The 21,711-nt window shown below is 68.1% G+C and carries 28 protein-coding genes; 18 read left to right on the forward strand and 10 right to left on the reverse strand.

Annotated elements, in window-relative coordinates; translation table 11 throughout:
* The first annotated feature begins 42 nt into the window (after positions 1-42).
* The 3 genes from C6A86_RS27280 (at position 43) to C6A86_RS27290 (ending at position 2,190) form a co-directional block, all read left to right on the forward strand.
* Positions 43-1,470, forward strand: coding sequence for a septum formation family protein (locus C6A86_RS27280; RefSeq protein ID WP_311100944.1), 1,428 nt, complete (start codon positions 43-45; stop codon positions 1,468-1,470).
* A gap of 4 nt (positions 1,471-1,474) precedes the next feature.
* The gene (locus tag C6A86_RS27285; protein WP_199196034.1) at positions 1,475-1,825 is read left to right on the forward strand and encodes a metallopeptidase family protein; all 351 of its coding nucleotides are present in this window, start codon (positions 1,475-1,477) and stop codon (positions 1,823-1,825) included.
* A 134-nt stretch (positions 1,826-1,959) separates the two neighbouring features.
* The gene (locus C6A86_RS27290; protein ID WP_105361495.1) at positions 1,960-2,190 is read left to right on the forward strand and encodes a hypothetical protein; all 231 of its coding nucleotides are present in this window, start codon (positions 1,960-1,962) and stop codon (positions 2,188-2,190) included.
* On the opposite strand, the gene C6A86_RS27295 is transcribed toward C6A86_RS27290, so the two are convergent.
* Positions 2,136-2,813 carry a histidine phosphatase family protein gene (locus C6A86_RS27295; protein ID WP_105361494.1) on the reverse strand — a complete coding sequence of 226 codons (678 nt, stop codon included), beginning with the start codon at positions 2,811-2,813 and terminating at the stop codon, positions 2,136-2,138. The genes C6A86_RS27290 and C6A86_RS27295 overlap by 55 nt on opposite strands.
* Positions 2,810-3,739, reverse strand: a complete 930-nt coding sequence (pheA, locus tag C6A86_RS27300; protein WP_105361493.1) for a prephenate dehydratase — start codon at positions 3,737-3,739, stop codon at positions 2,810-2,812. Before pheA ends, C6A86_RS27295 begins: the two co-directional genes overlap by 4 nt.
* A 113-nt stretch (positions 3,740-3,852) precedes the next feature.
* Here pheA and C6A86_RS27305 point away from each other — a divergent pair, with 113 nt between their 5' ends.
* The 4 genes from C6A86_RS27305 to C6A86_RS27320 all read left to right on the forward strand — a co-directional run bounded on the left by C6A86_RS27305 (position 3,853) and on the right by C6A86_RS27320 (position 7,355).
* Positions 3,853-4,644, forward strand: coding sequence for a DUF2470 domain-containing protein (locus C6A86_RS27305; RefSeq protein WP_105361492.1), 792 nt, complete (start codon positions 3,853-3,855; stop codon positions 4,642-4,644).
* Between the two features lie 21 nt (positions 4,645-4,665).
* Positions 4,666-5,427, forward strand: coding sequence for a CPBP family intramembrane glutamic endopeptidase (locus C6A86_RS27310; RefSeq protein ID WP_105361491.1), 762 nt, complete (start codon positions 4,666-4,668; stop codon positions 5,425-5,427).
* Positions 5,428-5,458: 31 nt separating this feature from the next.
* Entirely contained in the window at positions 5,459-6,670 is a 1,212-nt protein-coding gene (locus tag C6A86_RS27315; protein WP_311100945.1) for an LCP family protein, read from the forward strand.
* 139 nt (positions 6,671-6,809) lie between these two features.
* A complete protein-coding gene (locus C6A86_RS27320) occupies positions 6,810-7,355 on the forward strand; it encodes a ferritin (RefSeq protein ID WP_142406848.1) in 546 nt (181 codons plus the stop codon).
* Between the two features lie 30 nt (positions 7,356-7,385).
* Here C6A86_RS27320 and C6A86_RS27325 read toward each other — a convergent pair whose 3' ends face one another.
* The 3 genes from C6A86_RS27325 to C6A86_RS27335 are packed head-to-tail and all read right to left on the reverse strand — an operon-like array spanning position 7,386 to position 9,629.
* Entirely contained in the window at positions 7,386-8,225 is an 840-nt protein-coding gene (locus C6A86_RS27325; RefSeq protein ID WP_105361525.1) for a glycerophosphodiester phosphodiesterase, read from the reverse strand.
* Between the two features lie 4 nt (positions 8,226-8,229).
* Positions 8,230-9,261, reverse strand: a complete 1,032-nt coding sequence (locus C6A86_RS27330; RefSeq protein WP_105361524.1) for a DUF4328 domain-containing protein — start codon at positions 9,259-9,261, stop codon at positions 8,230-8,232.
* Between the two features lie 20 nt (positions 9,262-9,281).
* Complete coding sequence (locus C6A86_RS27335; RefSeq protein ID WP_396834376.1) at positions 9,282-9,629, reverse strand: rhodanese-like domain-containing protein; 348 nt, start codon at positions 9,627-9,629, stop codon at positions 9,282-9,284.
* A gap of 393 nt (positions 9,630-10,022) precedes the next feature.
* On the opposite strand from C6A86_RS27335, the gene C6A86_RS27340 reads away from it, so the two are divergent.
* The 3 genes from C6A86_RS27340 to C6A86_RS27350 all read left to right on the forward strand — a co-directional run bounded on the left by C6A86_RS27340 (position 10,023) and on the right by C6A86_RS27350 (position 11,660).
* Complete coding sequence (locus tag C6A86_RS27340) at positions 10,023-10,175, forward strand: hypothetical protein (RefSeq protein ID WP_199196042.1); 153 nt, start codon at positions 10,023-10,025, stop codon at positions 10,173-10,175.
* A gap of 143 nt (positions 10,176-10,318) precedes the next feature.
* Positions 10,319-10,942, forward strand: coding sequence for a superoxide dismutase (locus C6A86_RS27345; RefSeq protein ID WP_168142823.1), 624 nt, complete (start codon positions 10,319-10,321; stop codon positions 10,940-10,942).
* A gap of 184 nt (positions 10,943-11,126) precedes the next feature.
* Positions 11,127-11,660, forward strand: a complete 534-nt coding sequence (locus C6A86_RS27350; protein ID WP_105361628.1) for a peptidase — start codon at positions 11,127-11,129, stop codon at positions 11,658-11,660.
* A 248-nt stretch (positions 11,661-11,908) separates the two neighbouring features.
* Here C6A86_RS27350 and C6A86_RS27355 read toward each other — a convergent pair whose 3' ends face one another.
* Positions 11,909-12,148: a hypothetical protein gene (locus tag C6A86_RS27355; protein WP_233212847.1), complete on the reverse strand. Its 240-nt coding sequence runs from the start codon at positions 12,146-12,148 to the stop codon at positions 11,909-11,911.
* A gap of 15 nt (positions 12,149-12,163) precedes the next feature.
* Here C6A86_RS27355 and C6A86_RS27360 point away from each other — a divergent pair, with 15 nt between their 5' ends.
* Complete coding sequence (locus tag C6A86_RS27360) at positions 12,164-12,562, forward strand: helix-turn-helix transcriptional regulator (protein ID WP_057171181.1); 399 nt, start codon at positions 12,164-12,166, stop codon at positions 12,560-12,562.
* 67 nt (positions 12,563-12,629) lie between these two features.
* Here the strand turns inward: C6A86_RS27360 and C6A86_RS27365 are convergent, their stop codons facing one another.
* The 3 genes from C6A86_RS27365 to C6A86_RS27375 all read right to left on the reverse strand — a co-directional run bounded on the left by C6A86_RS27365 (position 12,630) and on the right by C6A86_RS27375 (position 15,175).
* The gene (locus tag C6A86_RS27365; protein WP_105361627.1) at positions 12,630-13,790 is read right to left on the reverse strand and encodes a hypothetical protein; all 1,161 of its coding nucleotides are present in this window, start codon (positions 13,788-13,790) and stop codon (positions 12,630-12,632) included.
* Positions 13,787-14,278, reverse strand: a complete 492-nt coding sequence (locus C6A86_RS27370) for an ImmA/IrrE family metallo-endopeptidase (protein ID WP_105361626.1) — start codon at positions 14,276-14,278, stop codon at positions 13,787-13,789. The genes C6A86_RS27365 and C6A86_RS27370 overlap by 4 nt, the downstream gene beginning before the upstream one ends.
* Before the next feature lie 63 nt (positions 14,279-14,341).
* Positions 14,342-15,175, reverse strand: coding sequence for a hypothetical protein (locus C6A86_RS27375; protein ID WP_105361625.1), 834 nt, complete (start codon positions 15,173-15,175; stop codon positions 14,342-14,344).
* A gap of 403 nt (positions 15,176-15,578) precedes the next feature.
* Between C6A86_RS27375 and C6A86_RS27380 the strand changes: the two genes are divergently transcribed.
* The 6 genes from C6A86_RS27380 (at position 15,579) to rraA (ending at position 19,520) form a co-directional block, all read left to right on the forward strand.
* A complete protein-coding gene (locus tag C6A86_RS27380) occupies positions 15,579-16,247 on the forward strand; it encodes a DUF6474 family protein (RefSeq protein ID WP_105361630.1) in 669 nt (222 codons plus the stop codon).
* The gene (locus C6A86_RS27385) at positions 16,247-16,780 is read left to right on the forward strand and encodes a copper resistance protein CopC (RefSeq protein ID WP_311100946.1); all 534 of its coding nucleotides are present in this window, start codon (positions 16,247-16,249) and stop codon (positions 16,778-16,780) included. The genes C6A86_RS27380 and C6A86_RS27385 overlap by 1 nt, the downstream gene beginning before the upstream one ends.
* Positions 16,759-17,697, forward strand: coding sequence for a CopD family protein (locus C6A86_RS27390; protein ID WP_396835410.1), 939 nt, complete (start codon positions 16,759-16,761; stop codon positions 17,695-17,697). The genes C6A86_RS27385 and C6A86_RS27390 overlap by 22 nt, the downstream gene beginning before the upstream one ends.
* Before the next feature lie 65 nt (positions 17,698-17,762).
* A complete protein-coding gene (locus C6A86_RS27395; RefSeq protein ID WP_311100947.1) occupies positions 17,763-18,227 on the forward strand; it encodes a hypothetical protein in 465 nt (154 codons plus the stop codon).
* A gap of 55 nt (positions 18,228-18,282) precedes the next feature.
* Positions 18,283-19,038 carry a MerR family transcriptional regulator gene (locus C6A86_RS27400; RefSeq protein ID WP_105362323.1) on the forward strand — a complete coding sequence of 252 codons (756 nt, stop codon included), beginning with the start codon at positions 18,283-18,285 and terminating at the stop codon, positions 19,036-19,038.
* Complete coding sequence (gene rraA, locus C6A86_RS27405) at positions 19,035-19,520, forward strand: ribonuclease E activity regulator RraA (RefSeq protein WP_105362324.1); 486 nt, start codon at positions 19,035-19,037, stop codon at positions 19,518-19,520. The genes C6A86_RS27400 and rraA overlap by 4 nt, the downstream gene beginning before the upstream one ends.
* A 2-nt stretch (positions 19,521-19,522) precedes the next feature.
* Here rraA and C6A86_RS27410 read toward each other — a convergent pair whose 3' ends face one another.
* Entirely contained in the window at positions 19,523-20,992 is a 1,470-nt protein-coding gene (locus tag C6A86_RS27410; protein WP_105362325.1) for an NAD(P)/FAD-dependent oxidoreductase, read from the reverse strand.
* A 77-nt stretch (positions 20,993-21,069) separates the two neighbouring features.
* Between C6A86_RS27410 and C6A86_RS27415 the strand changes: the two genes are divergently transcribed.
* Positions 21,070-21,702, forward strand: a complete 633-nt coding sequence (locus C6A86_RS27415) for a TetR/AcrR family transcriptional regulator (protein WP_105362326.1) — start codon at positions 21,070-21,072, stop codon at positions 21,700-21,702.
* Positions 21,703-21,711 lie beyond the last annotated feature (9 nt).

The raw sequence follows: 21,711 nt of genomic DNA on the forward strand, positions 1-21,711 counted from the left end.
CACTTGTCACACATCGTGACACGCCTGTCACAATGGGAGGCGATGTTGGACGCACCCGATAGCCAGGAACCGTTTCTGCAGGAGGCCCAGGCCTCGCAGAAGCCGGTGCCCCGATGGCGCACGGCGCTGTCCCTGAGCAGCCCGCTCAGCCCGACCCGCCGGGCCCTGCTCCTCACGGCACTGGGCGGACTGATGATCGCCGGCGTCATCACGGTGCTGCCCGATTCCGCCGCCGGCGGCCGGCTGGCCGGGCTGAACTCCGGTACCGGCGCACTGGGAGTGCGCACGAACAGCACCTTCGACAATGCCAAGGGCGGCGACTGCCTGAACTGGCCGGAACGCACACCCGATGCCGCACAGATCGTGGACTGCACCACCGAGCACCGTTTCGAGGTCGCCGAATCCATCGACATGCGGACTTTCCCGGGCACCGAGTACGGCCCGGACGCCGCACCCCCGTCACCGGCCCGCATCCAGCAGATCAGCCAGGAGCAGTGCCAGAGCGCGGTGCAGCGTTACCTCGGTGACCGGTACGACCCCAACGGGCGCTTCAGCGTCAGCCTGCTCTGGTCGGGCGAGAAGACCTGGCGCCAGGCCGGTGAACGACGGATGCTGTGCGGTCTGCAGTTGCCCGGCGCCAACAACCAGCAGCAGGCGTTCCAGGGCAAGGTCGCCGATATCGATCAGTCCAAGGTCTGGCCGGCGGGTACCTGCCTGGGCATCGACCCTGCCACCAACCAGCCCACCGACATCCCGGTGGACTGCGCGGGGCCGCACTCGCTGGAGGTGACCGGCGCGGTCAACCTCGCCGAGAAGTTCCCCGAAGGTCTGCCGCCGGAGGCCGACCAGGACACTTTCGTCAAGGACAACTGTTCGCGGGTCACCGACGCCTATCTCGCGCCGCTGGAACTTCGCATCACCACGTTGACGCTGGTGTACAGCACCATCGCGTTGCCGAGCTGGTCCGCGGGCAGCCATCAGGTGTCCTGCAGCATCGGCGCCACCCTCGGCAACGGCGGCTGGTCGACACTGCTCAACAGCGCCAAGGGCCCGCTGATGATCAACGGCCGTCCCCCGGTCCCGCCGCCGGACATCCCGGACGAGCGCCTGAACATCCCGGCCATCCCGTTGCCGCCGATCGACACCTCGTCGCAGATCACCTATGACGAGTCCTACGGCAGCGGAAGCGGAAGCGGTAGCGGAAGCAGTAGCAGCAGCCAGCAGACCGATTCCAACGAGCACCTGCCCGGACAAACCAGCCAGACCACCGAGCAGGCACCGGCGACCGAGACCCCGACCGGGGGCAATACCTTCCTCAACGGTCCGCCGCTCCCGCCGCCGCCGCCCGCAGCCGGTCCCCCGATGGAAGGCCTGCCGCCGGGCGCCCCGCCGCCCGCGCCCGGGGCCCCACCGCCCGCTCCGCCGCCCGGGCCCGCACCGGTCGAGCCCGTTCCGCCGCCGCTCCCGTAACGGCGTGCCGGTCTCGATGAGCCCGCAGCGGTTCGAGGAACTGGTCTCCGATGCGCTCGATCTGATCCCGTCCGAACTCGCCGCGGCGGCCAACAACGTGGTCTTCCTGGTCGAGGCGAGCCATCCCGACGAGCCCGACCTGCTCGGGCTCTACGAGGGCATCGCGCTGACCGAGCGCGACTCGACCTATGCCGGTGCGCTGCCCGATGCCATCACCATCTACCGGGACGCGCTGCTGGACATGTGTGAGACCGAGGACGAGGTGGTCGACGAGGTGGCCATCACGGTGGTGCATGAGCTCGCCCACCACTTCGGCATCGATGACGAGCGCCTGCACGAACTGGGCTGGGCGTAACCGGGGCGAGCGAAGCGACGGGGGATCAACCCGGGGCGAGCGAAGCGAGGGGGGATGGAGCCCAGGGCGACAGCACATCGATTAAGCCGGGTCGGAACCGGAACCTGTCGGTGCGCGGTGCCAGAATCGACTCCATGAGCGCGACATGTCGGGAATGCGGTGCCGATATCGAGCACGACCACTGCCACGGCACCGTCATCGTGCACATCGGACAACGTCCGGAGTGCACCGAAGCCGATTGCAGCACACCCGAGGCCGTCCACGACTACTCCATCGACTGCCATGCCGTGGGGTGTGGGTGCGCGCTGGATCAGCCCATGGGGCCCGCGGTGTCGGGCGTTTCCTTCTCTTCGGCGTCGGGATAGAACGGTGGGGTCAGCGCACCCCACCGCACGCAACTCCACCGGCCATCGGTGATCGGGCTGAGCACCACGGGGTCGGTGTTGTTCAGGTGATGGTCCAGGGCGAAGGCGCTGTCCACCCCCGCCAGTACGGATGCCACCAGGCGGATCGCGGCGCCGTGGCTGACCACCACGATGTCCCCGTGCCGGCGCCGGTCGTCGAGATGGCGCAGACGTAGTTCCGTCAGCACCGGCACCATCCGGTCCAGGACCTGCTGCCCGGTCTCGCCGCCGGGAGCCGCGGCGTCGAGATCGCCGCGATGCCAGCTGCGGTACACCGCCTCGAAGGCATCGATCGCGGCATCGTCGTTGCGGTTCTCCAGATCGCCGACCTGCACCTCGTGGATGCCGTCGTATTCGTGGGCCGCCATGTCGAGATGCCCGGCGATCCCGGCCGCGGTCTCACGTGCTCTGGTGGCCACCGAGTGCGCCACCATCGCGATCGGGTTGGTCCAATCGCGGGCGAAGGTGCGCGCCTGCTGATGGCCGAGGTCGGTCAGCGCGGCACCCGGGGGCAATGTGTCGAGACGCCGCTCGACGTTGCCGTAGGACTGTCCGTGCCGAACCAGCACCAGCCGCCCCGTCATGCCGATCCTCCTGTCCGTGTTGCCTGCAACCAGCCTGCCGCCTCGTCGACACCCGGCGGCGGTGCCCCGGCCGCGGCGCCGGTCGGCCACGAACCCAGGTACCGCACGTCGGCGCAGCGCCGGTGCAGCGCCTTGAGCGCCTCGCCGACGGCCTCGTCGGCGATATGGCCGACACAGTCCAGAAAAAACTTGTAGGTGCCCAATTCTGTTCGGGTGGGCCGGGATTCGATGCGGGTCAGATCGATGCCCCGAATCGACAGTTCGGTCATGGCCGACACCAGTGCACCGGGAACATTGTCCAGGCGCAGCACCACCGAGGTGCGATCGGCACCGGTACGCGCCGGCGGCGGCCCCGGCGGGCCGACCAGCACGAAGCGGGTGCGCGCGCTGGCCTCGTCGACGATATCGGCGGCCAGCACCGCCAGTCGGTAGCGCTGCGCGGCCAGCGCGGTGCTGACCCCGGCATCGGCGCCACCGCCCGCGACGTCCTGGGCGGCGGCGGCATTGGAGTAGGCCGGCACGATGCGGGCGTTCGGGAGTTCGGCGGCCAGCCACTTGCGGACCTGAGCGGCGGCGACCGGGAACGCGGCCACCGTCTCGATATCGGCGGCAGCCACCCCGGCCCGGGTCACGATGGTGAATGCCACATCGAGGGTGTGCTCGGCGTAGATCTGCAGTGCGGAACCGTCGGCCAGGCCGTCGAGGGTGGGGATGACCGAGCCGTCGATCGAATTCTCGATGGGCACGCACGCGTAGTCGGTGTCGCCGGTCCGGATCGCTTCCAGGGCGCCGCCCGCACTGTCGTAGGGCAGCGGGACGACCTCGGCGGACGCGTTGTCCGGGGGCACCATTCCGCCCGCCACCATCTGCAGCAATGCCGCCTCGGTGAAGGTTCCCTCGGGCCCGAGGTAGGCGATACGTGGCACGCCCTCAACCCTAATGGCTCGGCGCCCGGCCCTCCGGCACGCGGGGAAACCTTGCGCATCCAGCCGGATCTGTAGTTAAGTAAGGCTTACCTCACTAACTGGAAGGTGATCAGATGTCTGTGACGGCACCGACGACAGCCGAGCGGATCCGCAGCGCGTGCGCCCGCGCCGGCGGCGCGATGCTGGCGGTGGAGGGCCTCGAGCCAGCCGCCACGCCAGTCCACCATCTGCTCGATGACGGCTCGTTCGCCATCACCGTGCCCGCCGACGGACTGCTGGCAGGCATGGTGGTCTCGGCCGGCTCGGCGGGCATCCAGGCCGTGCTGGAGATGACCGACTACGCGCCGCTGCCGTTGCGCGAACCGGTGCGCTCGCTGGTGTGGATCCAGGGCCGGATGTTCCTGGTACCCGACGGCGAAGTGCCCGGGATGCTCGACCTGGTCGCCGCCGAGAACCCCAATCCGGCGCTGCTACAGGTGAATACCGGCAGCGCCCAGGCATCCCGAGGGGACACCCCATACGCGCTGGCTCGCCTGGAGATCGAATCCGTGGTGGTCGCCGATTCCACCGGCGCCGAGTCCGTCGGTCTGGGTGCGCTGCTGGCCGCCCGGCCCGATCCGTTCTGCGAGCTGGAGTCGTGCTGGTTGCGTCACCTGGAGTCCGCGCACCGCGAAGTGGTGGAGCGGCTGGCCACCCGGCTACCCCAGACCCTGCGCGGTGGCCGGGTCCGACCGCTCGGCCTGGACCGCTACGGCGTGCAACTGCGGGTAGAGGACGAGTCCGGCGACCACGACGTCCGACTACCCTTCGCCAAACCGGTCGACGACGTCACCGGCCTCAGCCAGGCCATCCGGGTCCTGATGGGCTGCCCGTTTCTCAACGGGTTGCGCGCGCGGCGCATCTGACCCGCCATTAGCCTGGCGGCGGTGACTGCACCCCCGGGGCCGCTGCCGTCCCCCCGCACGCTGCGGATCGAGATCGCCGTCGTGCTGGCGGTCACCTTCGGCCTGAGCGCCTACGTGGCGCTGCTCAACCTCATCGAGGCGGTGCTGCTCGGGCTGAGCGGTCAGACCGTGGCGCTCAACCAGCGCCGCTCCCCGTTCGACCTGATCGACCTCGGCCTCAACGTGGCCTCTGTCGTCCAACTGCTCGCCTGGGGCGCCCTCGGCCTCTACCTGTTGTGGCGCACCGGGACCGGACCCGCCGAGATCGGCCTCGGCCGTTTCAGGCTGCACCCCGACCTGACCGGCGGGCTCGGGCTGGCCGCGCTGATCGGCATTCCGGGTCTCGCGCTGTACGTGGCGGCGCGCGTCCTGGGACTCAGTGCCGAGGTGGAACCGGCCGAACTCAACGACACCTGGTGGCGGATACCGCTGCTGCTCATGATCGCGTTCGCCAACGGCTGGGCCGAGGAAATCATTGTCGTCGCCTTCCTGATCACCCGGTTGCGGCAACTGCACATCAGCGCGGGCGCCGCACTGCTGATCTCGGCGCTGCTGCGCGGCGGCTACCACCTCTACCAGGGCTACAGCGCCGGGCTCGGCAATATCGTGATGGGCCTGGTTTTCGGCTACGTGTGGATGCGCACCGGCAAGCTCTGGCCGCTGATCGTCGCGCACGGCCTGATCGACGCGGTCGCCTTTGTCGGCTATTCGCTGGCCGCCGGCGAGCTGGACTGGTTGAGCTAGGAACCACCCGCCGAGCAGTACATTCGCAGATGTGAACGAGAACCCGCCGCATCATCCCGGGGCTCCCCGGCGGGAACCGTCACCGCAGATCCGCCGCGATCCGCGCCACCGCCCGCCCCCGGCCTGGCCGCCCAACCCGCCCACACCACCGGCACCGCCCGCCGCGCGGCCGCCCGTTCAGCGGCGGCCCCCACCCCGGCAGCCTCCGCTGCCGCCGCCGCGACGCCCGGTCTCCCCAGCCCCGGCTCCTCCCCCGCCGCGGGTGTCGACCAAGAGACCGCGGCGCCTGCGCCGGTTGTTCGCACTGCTGCTCGCCGCGATGATGGTGCTGCTCTGCGCCGGAGTCGCCGGAGCATTCTGGCTCGACTCGACACTGCAGCGTGCACCCGTGCTCGCCGACTACCCCGAACGGCCGCCGGCGGGCCGCGGCACCACCTGGCTGCTGGTGGGCTCCGACAGCAGGCAGGGCCTGTCGGTCGACGAGCAGGGCACGTTGGCCACCGGCGGCGACACCGGCAACGGCCGCACCGACACCCTGCTGCTGCTGCACATCGGCGGGCTGTTCTCCGGTACCGCGCCGACGCTGGTGTCGCTGCCGCGCGACTCCTACGTCCCGATCCCGGGCTACGGCGAGGACAAGATCAACGCGGCCTACGCCTTCGGCGGTGCCCCGTTGCTGGCGCAGACCGTCGAACAGGCCACCGGGATCCGGCTCGATCACTACGCCGAGATCGGGTTCGGCGGTTTCGCCGAGCTCGTCGACGCGGTCGGCGGGGTGACGATGTGCCCCGGCGAGCCGATCAGCGACCCGCTCGCCGGTATCGATCTGCCCGCCGGCTGCCAGGAACTGGACGGCCGCAACGCCCTCGGCTTCGTCCGCTCACGGGCCACGGCCCGCGCCGACCTGGACCGGATGACCAATCAGCGGGCCTTCATGTCCGCCCTGCTCACGCGTGCGATCAGCCCGTCGGTGCTGCTCAATCCGTTGCGCTGGTATCCCATGGCCACGGCCACCACCGGCGCGGTCACGCTCGATACGGGCGGGCATGTCTGGGACCTGGCCCGGCTCGCCTGGGCGCTGCAGGACAACCCGACCACCACGACCGTCCCGATCGCGGAATACACCACCAGCGATGTCGGATCGATCGTCATCTGGGACAGCGAGGCCGCCGGCCGGCTGTTCGGCGCGCTGGCCCAGGATGCACCGGTCCCGGCCGACGTGGTGAACACCGATCAGCCGTGACGGCTCAGCAGCCTTTCAATGGCCAGCCAGCAAACTATTTCGGCGCGTTGTAACGGCCATCACAGCGGTAAGGAATGGCTAACCTGATTAAGGGTGACCTTGGATGACACGCCGTCTGACCTGGCCTATTGTGGTCGACATGAGTGATGTCACCACCCACGAGACCAAATTCGACACCCTGCTCCGCGAGCAAATTCGCAGCGAGTTCACCGCGTCGCAGCAGTACGTCGCCATCGCCGTCTACTTCGACGGCGCGGACCTGCCGCAGCTGGCCAAGCACTTCTACGCGCAGGCCGTCGAGGAGCGCAATCACGCCATGATGTTGGTGCAGTACCTGCTCGACCGCGACATCGACGTCGAGATCCCCGGCATCGACGCGGTGCAGAACCAGTTCGACACCCCGGCGCAGGCCCTGCGGCTGTCCCTCGATCAGGAGCGCGCGGTCACCGAACAGGTCACCCGACTGGCCAGTGTGGCCCGTGAAGAGGGCGACTACCTGGGCGAGCAATTCATGCAGTGGTTCCTCAAGGAGCAGGTCGAAGAGGTCGCGACCATCACCACCTTGGTACGCATCTCGGAGCGGGCCGGGGCCAATCTGTTCCACCTCGAGGACTTCGTCGCCCGTGAGCTTGCGGTGGCCGGCGCCGACCCGAGCGCACCGAAGGCCGCAGGCGGCAACCTCTGAGGTTCCCGTCGCTGCGCTCGCCCGGAAAGGTCAGTCCCGACCTGCTCCGGTGAGCCCGTTCTCCAGCCAGTCCTTGGTGCGGCCGGGATGATTCGTGGCGACCCACGCCACCCCGACATCCCGGCAGTACCGGACATCCTCGTAATGGTCGACGGTCCAGCAGTACAGGGCCCGCCCCTGGGCGGCCGCGCGATCGACGAGTTCGGGATGCTCACGCAGCGTGGCGATGGACGGGCCCACTGCGGTCGCACCGACCGTGGTGGCGGCGCCACCTCCCAAGTAGCGCGAGGTCTCACCGAGCAGCACCGTCGGCAGCATCGGCGCGGCGCGCCGGATCCGCCAGACCGCGGCCGCCGAGAAAGACATCACCACCGCCCTGGCCAGGTCCGCCGATGCCGGGGCGGCGATCCCGTAGCGGTGCAGCAACGCCAGCACCTTGCTCTCCACCAGCGCTCCGTACCGCACCGGATGCTTGGTCTCGATGAAGATCTTCACCGGTCGTTTCGTGTCCAGCACCAGCGTGAGCAGGGTATCGAGGGTCAACAGCCCGGTGTCGCCGCCGGCATCGCTGTCCCGCCCACCGGCATGCCAGGAACCGAAATCCAGCTCACGCAGCTCGGCGAGCGTCATCTCCGAGACCAGCCCCGATCCATCCGATGTCCGGTCGACCCGGCGATCGTGCACGCAGACGAGGTGACCGTCACGGGTCAGCCGGACGTCGCACTCGACGCCGTCGGCCCCCTCCTGCAGGGCGAGTTCGTAGGCAGCGACGGTGTGTTCGGGCCGGTCGGCGGAGGCGCCCCGGTGTGCCACGACGAACGGGTGACCCGTCGTGGCCGTTCCGGCAGTATCAGCGTCCCCCGCGGTCATATCGCTATGCTGCCGGGTTCCGGTCCTCGGACTCAACCGGAACGACGGATTCGTCGGCGGCACGCTCCTGCCCGGCAGGCGGTTGCCCTCCCGCGACCATCACCCAGCGCCGCGAGGGCCGATCGACCGGCTGTCGTTCGAAGCCCTGGTACACCTGAAGCGCCAACAGCAACGCCGCCAGCGCGATCAGGTAGGCGATGGTGGTGATCACGGTGTTGTCGGCAATGCGCTGGGCACCGTCGTAGAAGATCGTCAGCACCGTGGTGACGACGGATGCCGTCGACAGCGCGTAGCTGACGAACCAGGTGATCCACCAGCTGATGATGCGCAACCCGGTGCGCTGCTCGGCGCGGGCGAGTTCGATCACGAAGACCGGCGCGAGCACGAGGTTCACCAACGGGATCAGGCAGCCGGCCCACAGCTCCCGCGGGGTGCGGGGGTCCGGGCTGCCCACATGTGCGTAGGCGGCCGCCCGACGGGCGATCAGCCAGTTGGTCAGCACCAGGGTGGTGGCCACCACCGCGAAGAACGCCGCCACACTCGCCAACACCGGCAGCCAGGTCGCCAGTGCCGCGACGATCGGATCCAGCAGGACGGTCCGGTTGATCAACAGCAGGCCGTACCGGATCACGTGCAGCGCCGCCGCCGCACCCAGCAGCGCCATGGTGACGACGACGGTGCGGCGCACCAGGGCCGATGACGGGCCGCTGCGCCCGGAAGTGACCTGGCCGTCCGCTGCGGCGTCGTCAAAGCGTTCATACAGACCCCAGCGCGGAATCTGGGAGTACCGCGGGGTGGGCCCCAGCGGCACACGCTTGCGGCGCTGAGCCGGTGGCGCACCGGGGCGCACCGCGATCCAGCGGTACCCGGCGGGCGCGCGGCCCGGTTGACCCGCGGCGGGCCGCGCGGCGACAGGCGGCGCCGTGGTGCCCTGCGTTCCCGGGGCCAGCAACGTGCCGCGGCAGCGCGGGCACCAGACCCGCTGGCGGTCGCGCACATTCCACCGCGTCCCGCATTGGGCACAGACCTGGATCACCGGACCAGCCTACGACGCGCTCAGACGGTGCCGGCGCTGCCGTCGTCGGCACGCACCGGTCGCCCGGCCTGCGCCCAGGACAACATGCCGCCCGTCACGTTGATCGGTTCGAAGCCGTTGCGGGCCAGGTACTGCGCGACCCGCTGGGAGCGCCCGCCGGCGTGGCAGATCACGTAGAGGGTGGCGTCCCGGTCGATCTCGTCGATGCGGGCGGGGACATCTGCCAGCGGAATGTGCTGGGCGCCGGCCACGTGGCCGCGCTGCCATTCATCGGGCTCCCGCACGTCGAGCAGTACCACCGAGTCGTCGAAGGTCAGTGGCAACGCACCGACCTCGATCTGCGTCACATCGTCGGACATGCCGTCCATGCTGGCACGCAAGGCATCCGGACGCACCAGATTCCCGCGTGGCGCAAGGTGTCGGACCGCGACAGCAATTTCGACGCTATCCACAGTTTCCACAGGTTCATCCACAGGCTGCGGCACCCCCACTCGGCCGGTTTCCCTGGACTTCTGTCCAGTGCCTGTGGATAACCAAGGGTGCACGGCCGGGCATGATCAACAGCTCCAAAGGCAGCCTGAGCAAAATGATCAGACTCGGGGATCGCTGCGGCGGACATTCGGATCGGCCGGATTCGATCGCGGTCCCCGCCCGGGCCCGATTTTTCTGCGGGCGAAACAGGGTCTATGATCGGCGTCACAACGAACCGTGTGACAGATCTCACTGGGGGATGATTTGATCGTGCAGGTCAGGAGCTTGTGATGGCAGCACACCCGCTTGGTCCGGGTTCGGGGACGTCGTCTGATTGGCACGCCTCGCGCCAGTACACCAATAACCAGGTCGTTGCCCTCATTCGCGCGACGGTGATCGCGCTCGTGCTGCTGGGCGTCCTGGCAGCCATCGTCTTGCTCTGACCGCCACCCAGGTTTCGGTGGGTCCCTGACGGGAACCCCGGTCCTTGCGGTGCACGCGGGTATGGACCAAGGTTGAGGTCGAGCTTGTTGTCGATATACGCGACGCCGAACTCCCTCGCGATCCATGATTAGGAAGGAACCCAGTGGCTGAATACACACTGCCAGAACTCGATTACGACTATGGCGCGCTGGAGCCCCACATTTCCGGGCAGATCAACGAGATCCACCACAGCAAGCACCACGCCACCTACGTCAAGGGCCTCAACGACGCCCTGGCCAAGCTCGAAGAGGCCCGCGCCGGCGACGACCAGTCGGCGATCTTCCTCAACGAGAAGAACCTCGCCTTCCACCTCGGCGGACACGTCAACCACAGCATCTGGTGGAAGAACCTGTCCCCCAACGGCGGCGACAAGCCCGAAGGCGAACTGGCCGCCGCCATCGACGACCAATTCGGATCCTTCGACAAGTTCCGCGCCCAGTTCACCGCCGCGGCCAACGGCCTGCAGGGATCGGGCTGGGCCGTGCTGGGCTACGACAGCCTGGGCCAGCGCCTGCTGACCTTCCAGCTCTACGACCAGCAGGCCAACGTGCCCCTGGGCATCATCCCGCTGCTGCAGGTCGACATGTGGGAGCACGCCTTCTACCTGCAGTACAAAAACGTCAAGGCCGACTACGTCAAGGCCTTCTGGAACGTCGTCAACTGGGCCGACGTCCAGGACCGCTACGCCAAGGCCACCGCGAACACCGGCGGACTCATCTTCGGCTGAGTTCACCTCCTCTCACGTCAAGAGCCCCGCGCGCTTCGGCACGCGGGGCTCTTTGCTTTTCGGACATCCAATGTTTCTGGCACTCGTGTCCTCTTGCGTGCTAGTGCCGGCCTACCGCATCCTGTGCACAGCGACCCACAGCAGTGTCGGAGGCGGTTACCAGCAAGCACTGTCGGGAGGCCACATGGACACCGGAGCAGGTAGAGCGGTGGAGATCGCACCGTTCCATTCACGGGGCACCCTCAAGGGATTCGTGGTGTCGGGCCGTTGGCCGGATTCCACCAAGGAGTGGGCACAACTGCTCATCGTCGCGGTCCGGGTGGCGTCACTGCCCGGGCTGCTCTCCACCACAACGATTTTCGGTGTCCGCGAGGAACTTCCCGAGAAACCGGAGCCCGGCACGGTCGGCCTGGTGCTGGCCGAGGGCCCGGTCGTCGGGGAATCCGCGGTGCCGCCGGGTTTCTTCGCCGACCATCAGCCCGCGGCACTGCTGATGCTGCATCCGCCCTCGGAGACCACACCGTCGCTGCCCGAATGCGCCGGTGCGGCGTCGGGGTGCGTGTTGTTGCCCGGCATCCCCCATCTGGGCCTGGAGCACCGCGCCGCCTGGGTCGAGGCCGAGGCCGATGGCACCATCACCTCGATGGTGAGCCGGGTGGGCGTCGACCCGATCAGCCATCCCGACACCGCGATCCTGGCCATGCTGCTGGCCGCGTAGCCCTCGGCTCTTTTCGCGGGGCCACCTCTGCCCACGCTCCGTCGAGCGTGCGCTCAGCAAACCTCTTCATAACATTTCGGCCACGGTTCGGCCACGATGCCGCGTCCGGCAGATGCCGAGCTCAGCAATTGTGCCGTCATGCCAGGGCCCGCCGATGTCTACCCGTCACCCACTTCGCCGGTACTGACAGCAAAGGTCAAGTGCAGATTTGCTGTGCGACGCCCGACCCCTGCCGGTCAGCCATGGGGTTACTGTGACAACAGATCAAGATCAAGGAATCTCCGCAAAACAGCGCGACCGTTAGTTTTTGGTTCGCCAGATGACAACGTCGCAGCGTGGGTGCGAGGTTGACGTGCTGCTACAGCACCCTGCAGCGCCCCTTTGAGCAGGGTAGTGTTACTTTTCAGTGGTTTGCACTTGGTTGTGGCGAGATCACTCGCTACGATGATCAGCAAATACAAACCTATTGCAGACAGCTCGTAGGCCATGTGGAGGAAAGTTAGATGAGCAAGACGTTCGCCGCCCGACTGAACCGCCTCTTCGATACGGTTTACCCTCCTGGGCGCGGGCCGCACACATCGGCTGAGGTGATCGGCGCACTCAAGGCAGAGGGTGTCACGATGTCCGCTCCCTACCTTTCGCAGCTGCGCTCCGGCAACCGCACCAACCCGTCCGTGACGACCATGGCGGCCCTGGCCAACTTCTTCCGGATCAAGCCGGCGTACTTCACCGACGACGAGTACTACGAGAAGCTGGACAAGGAACTGACCTGGCTGGCCAGCATGCGTGATGAGGGCGTGCGCCGCATCGCCGCCCGTACCGTCGGCCTGTCCCCCGAATCCCAGCAGGATCTTGCCCTCAAGGTCGACGAACTGCGTCGCCGGGAAAACCTCGACGGCTGATCCCGTTCGGGATCACCGCCACACAACGGTGTCGTCACGCGCAAGCGTGGCGACACCGTTTGTGCTTTCAGGCACGTGACGGCGTGCCGATCTCCAGTTCGCGAAATTGCTCGGCGATGGCGAGTATCCACTCCCGGTCCGAATAGGTCGTCGGCTGGCGCAGCCAGTTCAGCCCCGGAAAGGCCGCGTGCGCTTCTTCACGGCCCACACCGCGGCCAGCGAAAATCCACTCCGCGATACCGCGGGCTTGTTCATCGGCGGGCACCGGCGGCGAATCGAGATCCGCGATATCGGCGATGTTCAGGGACTGCTCGATATCGCGCTGGCCCGCGGTGGCGTCCACCGTGCGAAGCCGCGCGCCCTCGGCCGCAATGGCTTCCAGGTACAGCGAGTCCGAAATCAGTGACATCTGCTCGGCGACCCGGAACAGCAGCGGTCCGCGGGGCCGCACGCCGATACCCACGTCCGGGTGCCGGGTGTTGAGCTCCGCCAGCAGCGGCTGGATCGTGCGCAGCTCCCGGCGCGCACCGAACCAATCCTCCACGCTGGGCAACAACGATCCGCCGGCCACCACCAGCATCGCGCAACCCAGCAGCGTCGCGGCCGCACCCACACCGAGGACGTCGGTGTTGCCCACCGCGCGGAGCAGAAAGAAGGCACTCGACAAGACCATGAGAACCATGCCGATGCTGAAGACGAAAAGGGCACGGCCCCGCCGGGTCCGGTTGGAATGACGCACCCCCGCCCACGCGACGAGAGTCAGCGCGAGCAGCACGTAGAGCAGTGGCAGCAGCCACGACGACGAGCCGCCCGGCGCCAGGTTTCGCCGCATGTACTCCTCGGGCGCCATCTCCGGCATCTGCGGGGCCCGGAAGAACGCCACCAGGGTGGCGACCGCGATGGCGGCCGCAACGATGTATTGGCCGATGGCGATGCGGCGGATGGCGGTCGGTTTACGCTCCGACGCCACCGTCGTGATCATCACGCAGCTGCCCGCCGCGCAGCCGATCAACGCAACCTGACTGAGCGCGACCGCGACGTTCGGCCACCGCAGGGCGGTGTCGATCAGCAGGGTCAACGGCTGCCAGTTGAGCGCTGCGACGATACCGAGACTGCCCAGCGCGAGGATCATCGCTGTGCTCACCAGGGATTGCTTGTTGACCAGCGCCCACCCGATTCGCAAGCCGGTCGCCAGCCCGAGGAGACCGGCGATCACCCAGACGATCAACCAAACGCCTCCCCGAGCCGCACCTGCACGATCGACGAGCGATCGGACGGTAGCCGGCCAAGACGATAGATGAGCAGCGCGGCGAAGTCCTCGGCCTCCTGCTCGGCCTCTTCACCCGCGGGGCCCATACACCCGGTCCGCTGGTTGAGCATGTACCCGATGAGGTCGGACCCGGCCAGCTCCATGGTCTCCCGCGCGGCCTCCACCACGGGGGTGCCTGCATGACCGAGCACGAGATGGCCCAGCTCGTGTGCCAGCGTGCGGTCCCAGGCGGGCAGCCCCTTCTGGATCAGAAAGACATCATGATCGGCGTACTGGCGCCACTGTCCACAGACACCCGGGGGCAGATCGGCCATCTTGATCCGGATCGGACGGCCCTGATCCTCGGCGACCGCTTCGACCAGACGCGGCAACGACACCTCGCCACGGCGTGGCGCAAGGTCGAGCACGGAACTGACCGCGCGCGTCACGCGTCGACTTGCCGGCATGGCCTTCTCCTTTCCCTCAGGTCCACTATGGTGCTCCGCTGCCTGGCGGATGTCCGAATCCGGTCAACTCGAGAACCTTGCTGAACCGTTGGCCCGGATCGCCAGGCCCGCACGCGCCTGCCGATAGCCGATCAACCCACCTACGCCGGTGAGCAGCATGATGCCGGTTGCTCCCGGGACCGCGACGGCGATGACCTGAGGCATTCCGGCCGTCCGGAGGTATTCGCCGTACCCCGCGCGATAGGACGCAGGCACCACGGTGTCATTGCGTGGTGCGGCGGGGCGCTCGGCCGGCGTGACCCGTGACGGGGCGGGCGGCCTCACAGAACTCCCGGGTGCCTGAGCTCTCGGTCCCGCGCCGCCTCCGCCACCCAGACCGGGCACCGGCGGCGGCAGCACGATGACGGGCATCGACAGCACCGGCATGGCCGCCGGCGCGACAAGTCCTGGCAGGGGTTCCTGGGGGTCGGGGACCACCGGCAGCACCGGGGATTCCGGGAGCAGTTCGCGCGGCGGCGGTATCTCAAGCCCGGGGGGAGCACCCGGGCGGCCGGCCGGCGACTGAGCCGTCGACGGCGCGCCGCCACCGTAACCGTCGCCGCCGTTCGGCGCCGACGAGTCGTTGTCGGGCGGCAGTGGCCACCAGCCCCAACCGCACTCGTCGTCTTCTTCGTCTTCTTCGTCCTCGCCCTTGTCGACGGCATCAGCGGTCGGCACGATGTCGTCGTGTTCGCCGGGAGCAACGCCGGGCGGGGCTTCGCCGGCTTCGCCTGCGGCCTCGGGGAGTTTGCTGGAGTCGCTCTCGGCGGCATCGGCCGAGCGCGTCGGAAGTTCCGCGGTTCCCGCTGGTGAATGCGCCGAACGCGGGCCCGGCGAACCCGGTCCGGCCCGGGTCACCGTATCGACGCCGCGCGGTGCACTGCGACGGGACTGACCAGCAGTCTCGTCTGAGCCCTGACCCGCGGACCCGGCACCCCCTGCGTCCCCGCTGCTGTCGGGCTCGGCTAACGCCACGGCTCCGGACGCACCACCCACGAACAGGCCCGATGACACCAGGCAGGCAGCCGCGGCGACTCGCATGCGCGAACCCACGTCGTCACCACCCCTCATGGCGTCTCACGGCGCACAGGCAATCGTTTCGGCAATTGTCGCATACACCGGTGGATGTGTTTGCTGCTGAAAGTAATCCGGTTCGGCGCAAGGCCGCCGAGAGTGGTATGGCCGGCAGAACGATAGGGTTGGCCGCATCGTGGCACCGTCATCGGGGCGACGCGGACGAGATGACCGGGAGGCAATGCCGATGGGCCTGTTCACGCAACGCAAGAGCCGGTCGGCCCGGCGCGCCGAGGCTCGGGCCATCAGGCGCGCGACCAAAACCAAGGCCAAACTGGAGGCCAAGCTCGGGGCGCGCAACGACGCGCGGCGTATCAAGGCCGATCGCAAGGCGCAGACCCAGGCAGTCAAGGCACAGCTCAAGGCCCAACGGGATAGCGACCGTGCCGCACTCAAGGTTGCTGAGACCCAACTCAAGGCGGTCCGCGAGGGCAAACTGCTGTCCCCGATGAAGATTCGCCGGACCCTCACCGTGTCCCGACTGCTGGCGCCGGTCCTGGTGCCGCTGGCCTACCGCGGTGCGATCGCGATCCGCGGCCTGCTCGACCAGCGCCGCGCCGATCAGCTCGGTGTCCCGCTGGCCCAGATCGGTCAGTTCTCCGGGCACGGAGCGATCCTGTCGGCCCGGATCAACGGGGCCGAACAGGCCATCCGACGGGTCGTCGAGAAGAACCCCAAGGACGCCGAGACCAAGCAGTTCGTGGCCGCCATCAACGACCGGTTGACCGACCTGTCCGCTGCCGTCACCGCCGCGGAGAACATGCCCACGGCACGCCGCAAGGCCGCTCACGCGGCCATCGGCGAACAGCTCGACGGTATCGACGCCGACGTGATGGCGCGGCTCGGCCTGGTGTGATGTCGATGTACGCACGGATCCTGGCACCCCTGTTGGCTCTGCTCCTGACGGGGCTGACATTGGCCGGGGCCGGTCCCGCCGCGGCGCACGCCACACTGATCTCCTCGGATCCGGCGCCCGGCACGGCACTGGCGGCGGCCCCCACGAAGGTCAGCGCCACCTTCAGCGAAGACCTGCAGACCGCGTTCGCGGCGATGACCGTCGTCGGCCCGGACGGCAATCTGTGGTCTACCGGTGACGTCCGGGTGAGCGGCCCGGTGGCAGAGGTCGACGTGCGCCCACTCGGTCCGGCGGGCACCTATACGGCCAACTACCGCGTCACCTCCGCGGACGGCCACGTCATCACCGGATCGTGGGCTTTCGAGCTGACCGCCGGCGAAGCGGGTACGCTCGGTCCGTCGGTCGCGCCTGCTCCCGCACCCGCCGCCGCGCCGGCAGCAGCGACTGATGACGGCCTTCCGGTGTGGCCGTTCGTGATCGCGGCGGTGGTGCTCATCGGTGCCGGCGTGTGGTGGAGCCGACGCCGCACGTGATGCGCACCCGGCGGGCGTGCCTGGGCGCACTCGTCGTCGCCCTCAGCATCGCGCTGGCCTGGATGCTCGCCCGCCCCGACGATGCTCTCATTGCGACGCTCACCCGGCTGCTCGCCGACGGTGCCGCCGTGCTGGTGCTCGGCCTCGCGGTGGTGCCGTGGCTCGACTCCGCGCGCTACCGCACCGAACTCGCCCGGCGCAGCACCGCCGTGCTGGCGGTGGCAGCCTGGGTGTGGCTGGCGGCCGAACTGATCCGGCTGGTGCGGACCGCGGCCGATACCGCCGCAGTCACGGTGCGCGACCTCGGTGTCCGGACCGCATTCGAGTTCGCCGTGTCGACGACGGCCGGCCGGGCCGATCTGATCTGCGTGGTGGCGGCACTGCTGGTGGTCGTCGTGACCATCGCGGTACGCAACCCCGGCGGGTCCCTGGTGATCGCCGGCGTCGCCGCACTCGGTACCGCCGCGCGCACCCTGGCCGGGCATCTGTCCGAGAGCACACTCGGCGGACTGGCAGTCACGCTGCATGCCCTGGCGGCGGCACTGTGGTGCGGTGTACTCGCGGCGATAGTGCTGGTGGTGGACCACCGCGGCCAGTGGGCTCGGGTGCTGCCTCGTTTCTCGGCATTGTCGTTGTGGTCGGTGCTGGTGCTGTTGGCGGGCGGGGTGTTCAGCGCCGCGGTGGTGATCGGGACCCTGGCCGAGCTGGTCGGCACCGGATACGGCCGGCTGTTGCTGGCGAAGGTCGTCGTGACCGCAGTGTTGATGGCGCTGGCCTGGCAGAACAGGTCCCGGTGGTTACCGTCGGCACGTGGCCACCGGGCCAGCGCCGAGCGCTCGACCCGACGCGCCGATACCGAGCTCGCCTTGATGGTGGTGGCATTGACGTTGGCCGCCGCCCTGGCGGTCACGGGGTGATGCCGATAGCCGGACTGGCATGATGGGTTGCACTGCGCTGGACGACACTGCAAAGGAGCAGCACCATGGGCGACGAGCAGGACCTTCCCGAACAGAAGGCCCCCGCTGAGCAGGTCCCGGCTGACCCACCTGCTGCGCCTCCGGCCGCCAAGGCTCCTGCAAAGAAGGTGCCGGCCAAAAAGGCACCCGCCGCGAAGAAGGCCGTCCCCGCCAAGAAGGCGCCGGTGAAGAAGGCCGCACCGGCCAAGAAAGCACCCGCCGCGAAGAAGGCGCCGCCTGCCAAGGCCACACCTGTCGAGCCGGCGCCAGTCGCTGCGCAGCAGGCCGAGCCGACGGCGATCACCAGGGAAGCCGCCAAAGAAGTTGCTGCACAAGCGAAATCCGCAGTGGCCGCCGCCGTACCGACACCGTCCGCGGTGCCTGCCCTCGGGCCGGAACAGTCCCGGCTGCCGCTGGTGGCCGCGATCGCCGTCGGCCTGCTCGCCGTTGTCGTGGTACTGCTGGCCCGCCGTAGTTCCGACGAGGACTGAGGTTCCCCGCGGCGGGGCTTGACCCTCACGCGACGTCAGGGCCGATAGTGGGTCCATGGACGTGAGAACCGTCGGCAGCGTCGCCGCCCTGACCGGGCTTTCCGTACGCACCCTGCACCACTACGACCACATCGGCCTGGTGGTGCCGGGCGTGCGGACCCCGGTGGGTTACCGCGGCTACACCGATGCCGATGTCGAGCGCTTGCACCTGGTGCTGGTGTATCGCGCGGCGGGGCTACCGCTGGATGAGATCCGCGTCCTGCTCGACGACCCAGAGGTCGACGGGCTGACCCGGCTGCAGCGCCAGCACGCCCTGCTTCTCGAGCGGGCCGAAGGTCTGCAGCGCACGATCAAGGCAGTGGAGGAACTCATGGACGCGCATCGCAGCGGCATTCAGCTGACCGCCGAGGAACAGGTCGAGATCTTCGGGACCACGGCATTCGGCGAGGAGTATGCGGTCGAAGCCGAGCAGCGCTGGGGCGACACCGATGAATGGAAGCAGTCCCGGCAGCGGGTCGCCCAGCTGACGAAACAGGACTGGATCGACCTGAAGGCCGAAGGGGACGCGCTCCTGCGTGACCTGGCGGCCGCCAAGCGGGCCGGCGTGCGCCCCGGCGCACCGGAGGCCGACGCACTGGCCGCCCGGCACCGCGCGAGTATCGAGCGCTTCTACGACTGCGGCAGCGAGATGCACCGCGGACTGGTCGAGATGTACCTGGCTGATCCTCGGTTCACGGCCTACTACGACGATGTCGAACCGGGTCTGGCGCAGTTCGTGCATGATGTGGTGCTCGCTAGCATCATGGCGTGAGCATCGAACCGCGCGCGACCGCTGACCTTGTCGACGAGATCTACCCCGACGTCCGCAGCTGCGATCTGCAGTTGCGCAACTACGGGGGTGTCACGTCCTTCGCGGGCCGGATCACCACGGTGCGCTGTTTCGAGGACAACGCCCTGCTCAAGTCGATCCTGTCCACGCCGGGTGACGGCGGGGTGCTGGTGGTCGACGGTGGTGGTTCGCTGCACACCGCGCTGGTCGGTGACATCATCGCCGGCCTGGCCGCCGAGAACGGCTGGGCCGGGGTGATCGTGCACGGCGTGGTCCGCGATGCGGCCGCGCTGCGGACCATCGACGTGGGCATCAAGGCACTCGGCACCAATCCGCGCAAGGGCACCAAAACGGGTGCGGGAGAACGCGATATCGCGGTTTCCTTCGGGGGTGTCACGTTCGTCCCCGGTGAGGTCGCCTACAGCGACGAGGACGGGATCGTCGTCGTCGCTGCAGGCGGGTGACGCTAGGCCGATACGGCCGCCCGGTGCTTGGTGAAGTGCAGGGACTCCTCGTCGACCTTGCCGTGCCGGATGAGGCGCAGATCGAAGAAGTAGTTCTGCTTCAACTTCCAGGGTGCCTCCGAGCCCGACTTCGGCAGGGTATCCATGGCGCGGCGGAAGTACCCGGGCGTGAAGTCCATGAACGGCTCTTCGTCGATCGAGTCGCCCGGGTGCTGCGGTTCGACCCGGTCGAAACCGTTGGCGTCCATGTAGTTCAACACCCGGCAGATGAACTCGGAGACCAGGTCGGCCTTCAGTGTCCATGAGGCGTTGGTGTAGCCGAAGGTGATGGCCATGTTGGGCACGCCGGACAGCATCAGGCCCTTGTAGGTCATCGACTTGGTCAGGTCGATCAGCTCGCCGTTGCGGGTCGCCGTGGCACCGCCGAACAACTGCATGTTCAAACCCGTTGCGGTGATGATGATATCGGCCTGCAACTCCTCACCGGAGGTCAGCTTGATACCGGTTTCGGTGAAGGTCTCGATGGTGTCGGTGACGACGTCGGCCTTGCCGGCCTTGATGGTCTTGAAGAAATCCCCGTTGGGCGCCAGACAGACTCGCTCATCCCACGGGTTGTAGCGCGGGCTGAAGTGCTTCTCGTAGTCGAAGCCGTCCGGCAACCGCCGGGTCGCCATGTCCTTGAGCGCCTTCTTGAACATCTTCGGGAACTTGCGCGCCAGCTGGTACTGGCCGGTGGCCATCGCGATTGCCTTCCACCGGTTGACCGCGTGGGCGATATTCTTCGGCAGGTACTTGTTGGCCTGTGCGGCAACGGGATCCACCAGCGGCAGAGAGCCGATGTAGGTCGGCGAGCGCTGCAGCATGGTGACGTGGCCCGCGCCCTCGTTGACCAGCGACGGGATCAGTGTGATCGCGGTGGCGCCGGATCCGATGACGACGATCTTCTTCCCCGTGTAGTCCAGCCCCTCGGGCCAGTGCTGGGGGTGGATGATCTGGCCCGCGAATTCCGCGGCGCCCGGGAACTCGGGCGCGTAGCCCTCGTCGTAGTTGTAGTAGCCGCTGCAGACCGACAGGAACGACGCGGTGATCTGCTTGCGCTCACCGGCATGCTCGATGTTGATGGTCCAGCGATTGTCGGCGTCCGACCAGTCCACCGAGGTGACGCGATGTCCGGTGCGGATGTGCTTGTCGATGCCGTTCTCGGCGGCGGCCTCGTTGATGTAATTCCAGATGGACGCGCCGTCGGCGATCGCCTTGGCCGAGGTCCAGGGCTTGAACCGGAATCCCAGGGTGAACATGTCGGAATCCGAGCGGATACCCGGGTATTTGAACAGGTCCCAGGTGCCGCCGATGTTCTCGCGGCGTTCCAGGATGGCGTAGCTCTTGGTCGGGCAGCGGTCCTGCAGATGCCAGGCGGTGCTGATGCCGGAGATGCCGGCGCCGACGATCACAACGTCGAGGTGTTCATTCATGGTACCGACGGTATCAACATGGTGTTGAGTGAGTCAACGGTGTGTCGAGAAAGTCGACACGGTGTTAAGGTTGGGCCGTGACCACCGCCAGCCCGAGTCGCGGCCGCCGGGCCGCCCGCCCCTCCGGCGACGAGCGGCAGCAGGCGATCCTGGACACCGCCGCCCGGCTCATCCAGCAGCGGTCCTTCGCCGATATCTCCGTCGACGACCTGGCCAAGGGCGCCGGCATATCGCGACCGACCTTCTACTTCTACTTCGCGTCGAAGGAAGCGGTCCTGCTGTCGCTGATGGATCCACTGATCACACGGGCCGACACCGGCTTCGACAACGCGATGGACTCCATGCCCACCGAACCGCACGAGGCAATCCGGCGCGGAATCGAGATCTTCTTCAGTTCCTTCGGGTCGCACCCCGCGACTGCGCGCGCCGGCGCCGAAGCCGTGAACAGCAGTCCCGAGTTCCGCGCCATCTGGGCGGGGCTGATGCAGAAGTGGATCGGCCTCACCGCGGCACTGATCAACGCCGAACGCCAACGGGGGGCGGCCCCGGAGACACTGCCCGCCCTCGATCTGGCCACCTCGCTGAACCTGATGAACGAGAAGATGATGATGGCGACCCTCGCCGATGACCGGCCGTCGGTCGAGCATGACCGCGTCGTGGACACGCTCACCCACATCTGGCTGACCAGCATCTACGGCAGCACGCCCTAGCCACGCCCC

Origin of the sequence: Mycobacterium sp. ITM-2016-00316 (assembly GCF_002968335.2) — a bacterium.
Classification (GTDB): domain Bacteria; phylum Actinomycetota; class Actinomycetes; order Mycobacteriales; family Mycobacteriaceae; genus Mycobacterium.

What these genes read in the sequence shown, in the direction of transcription:
- C6A86_RS27370 (WP_105361626.1), bottom strand. Translation starts at nt 14,278, where the DNA reads ATGCCGGCAAGTCGACGCGTGACGCGCGCGGTCAGTTCCGTGCTCGAC.
- C6A86_RS27350 (WP_105361628.1), top strand. Translation starts at nt 11,127, where the DNA reads ATGGACACCGGAGCAGGTAGAGCGGTGGAGATCGCACCGTTCCATTCA.
- C6A86_RS27320 (WP_142406848.1), top strand. Translation starts at nt 6,810, where the DNA reads ATGAGTGATGTCACCACCCACGAGACCAAATTCGACACCCTGCTCCGC.
- C6A86_RS27395 (WP_311100947.1), top strand. Translation starts at nt 17,763, where the DNA reads ATGGGCGACGAGCAGGACCTTCCCGAACAGAAGGCCCCCGCTGAGCAG.
- C6A86_RS27280 (WP_311100944.1), top strand. Translation starts at nt 43, where the DNA reads ATGTTGGACGCACCCGATAGCCAGGAACCGTTTCTGCAGGAGGCCCAG.
- C6A86_RS27410 (WP_105362325.1), bottom strand. Translation starts at nt 20,992, where the DNA reads ATGAATGAACACCTCGACGTTGTGATCGTCGGCGCCGGCATCTCCGGC.
- C6A86_RS27335 (WP_396834376.1), bottom strand. Translation starts at nt 9,629, where the DNA reads ATGGACGGCATGTCCGACGATGTGACGCAGATCGAGGTCGGTGCGTTG.
- C6A86_RS27400 (WP_105362323.1), top strand. Translation starts at nt 18,283, where the DNA reads ATGGACGTGAGAACCGTCGGCAGCGTCGCCGCCCTGACCGGGCTTTCC.
- C6A86_RS27380 (WP_105361630.1), top strand. Translation starts at nt 15,579, where the DNA reads ATGGGCCTGTTCACGCAACGCAAGAGCCGGTCGGCCCGGCGCGCCGAG.
- C6A86_RS27305 (WP_105361492.1), top strand. Translation starts at nt 3,853, where the DNA reads ATGTCTGTGACGGCACCGACGACAGCCGAGCGGATCCGCAGCGCGTGC.
- C6A86_RS27360 (WP_057171181.1), top strand. Translation starts at nt 12,164, where the DNA reads ATGAGCAAGACGTTCGCCGCCCGACTGAACCGCCTCTTCGATACGGTT.
- C6A86_RS27340 (WP_199196042.1), top strand. Translation starts at nt 10,023, where the DNA reads ATGGCAGCACACCCGCTTGGTCCGGGTTCGGGGACGTCGTCTGATTGG.
- C6A86_RS27290 (WP_105361495.1), top strand. Translation starts at nt 1,960, where the DNA reads ATGAGCGCGACATGTCGGGAATGCGGTGCCGATATCGAGCACGACCAC.
- C6A86_RS27295 (WP_105361494.1), bottom strand. Translation starts at nt 2,813, where the DNA reads ATGACGGGGCGGCTGGTGCTGGTTCGGCACGGACAGTCCTACGGCAAC.
- C6A86_RS27325 (WP_105361525.1), bottom strand. Translation starts at nt 8,225, where the DNA reads ATGACCGCGGGGGACGCTGATACTGCCGGAACGGCCACGACGGGTCAC.
- C6A86_RS27385 (WP_311100946.1), top strand. Translation starts at nt 16,247, where the DNA reads ATGTCGATGTACGCACGGATCCTGGCACCCCTGTTGGCTCTGCTCCTG.
- C6A86_RS27355 (WP_233212847.1), bottom strand. Translation starts at nt 12,148, where the DNA reads ATGGCCTACGAGCTGTCTGCAATAGGTTTGTATTTGCTGATCATCGTA.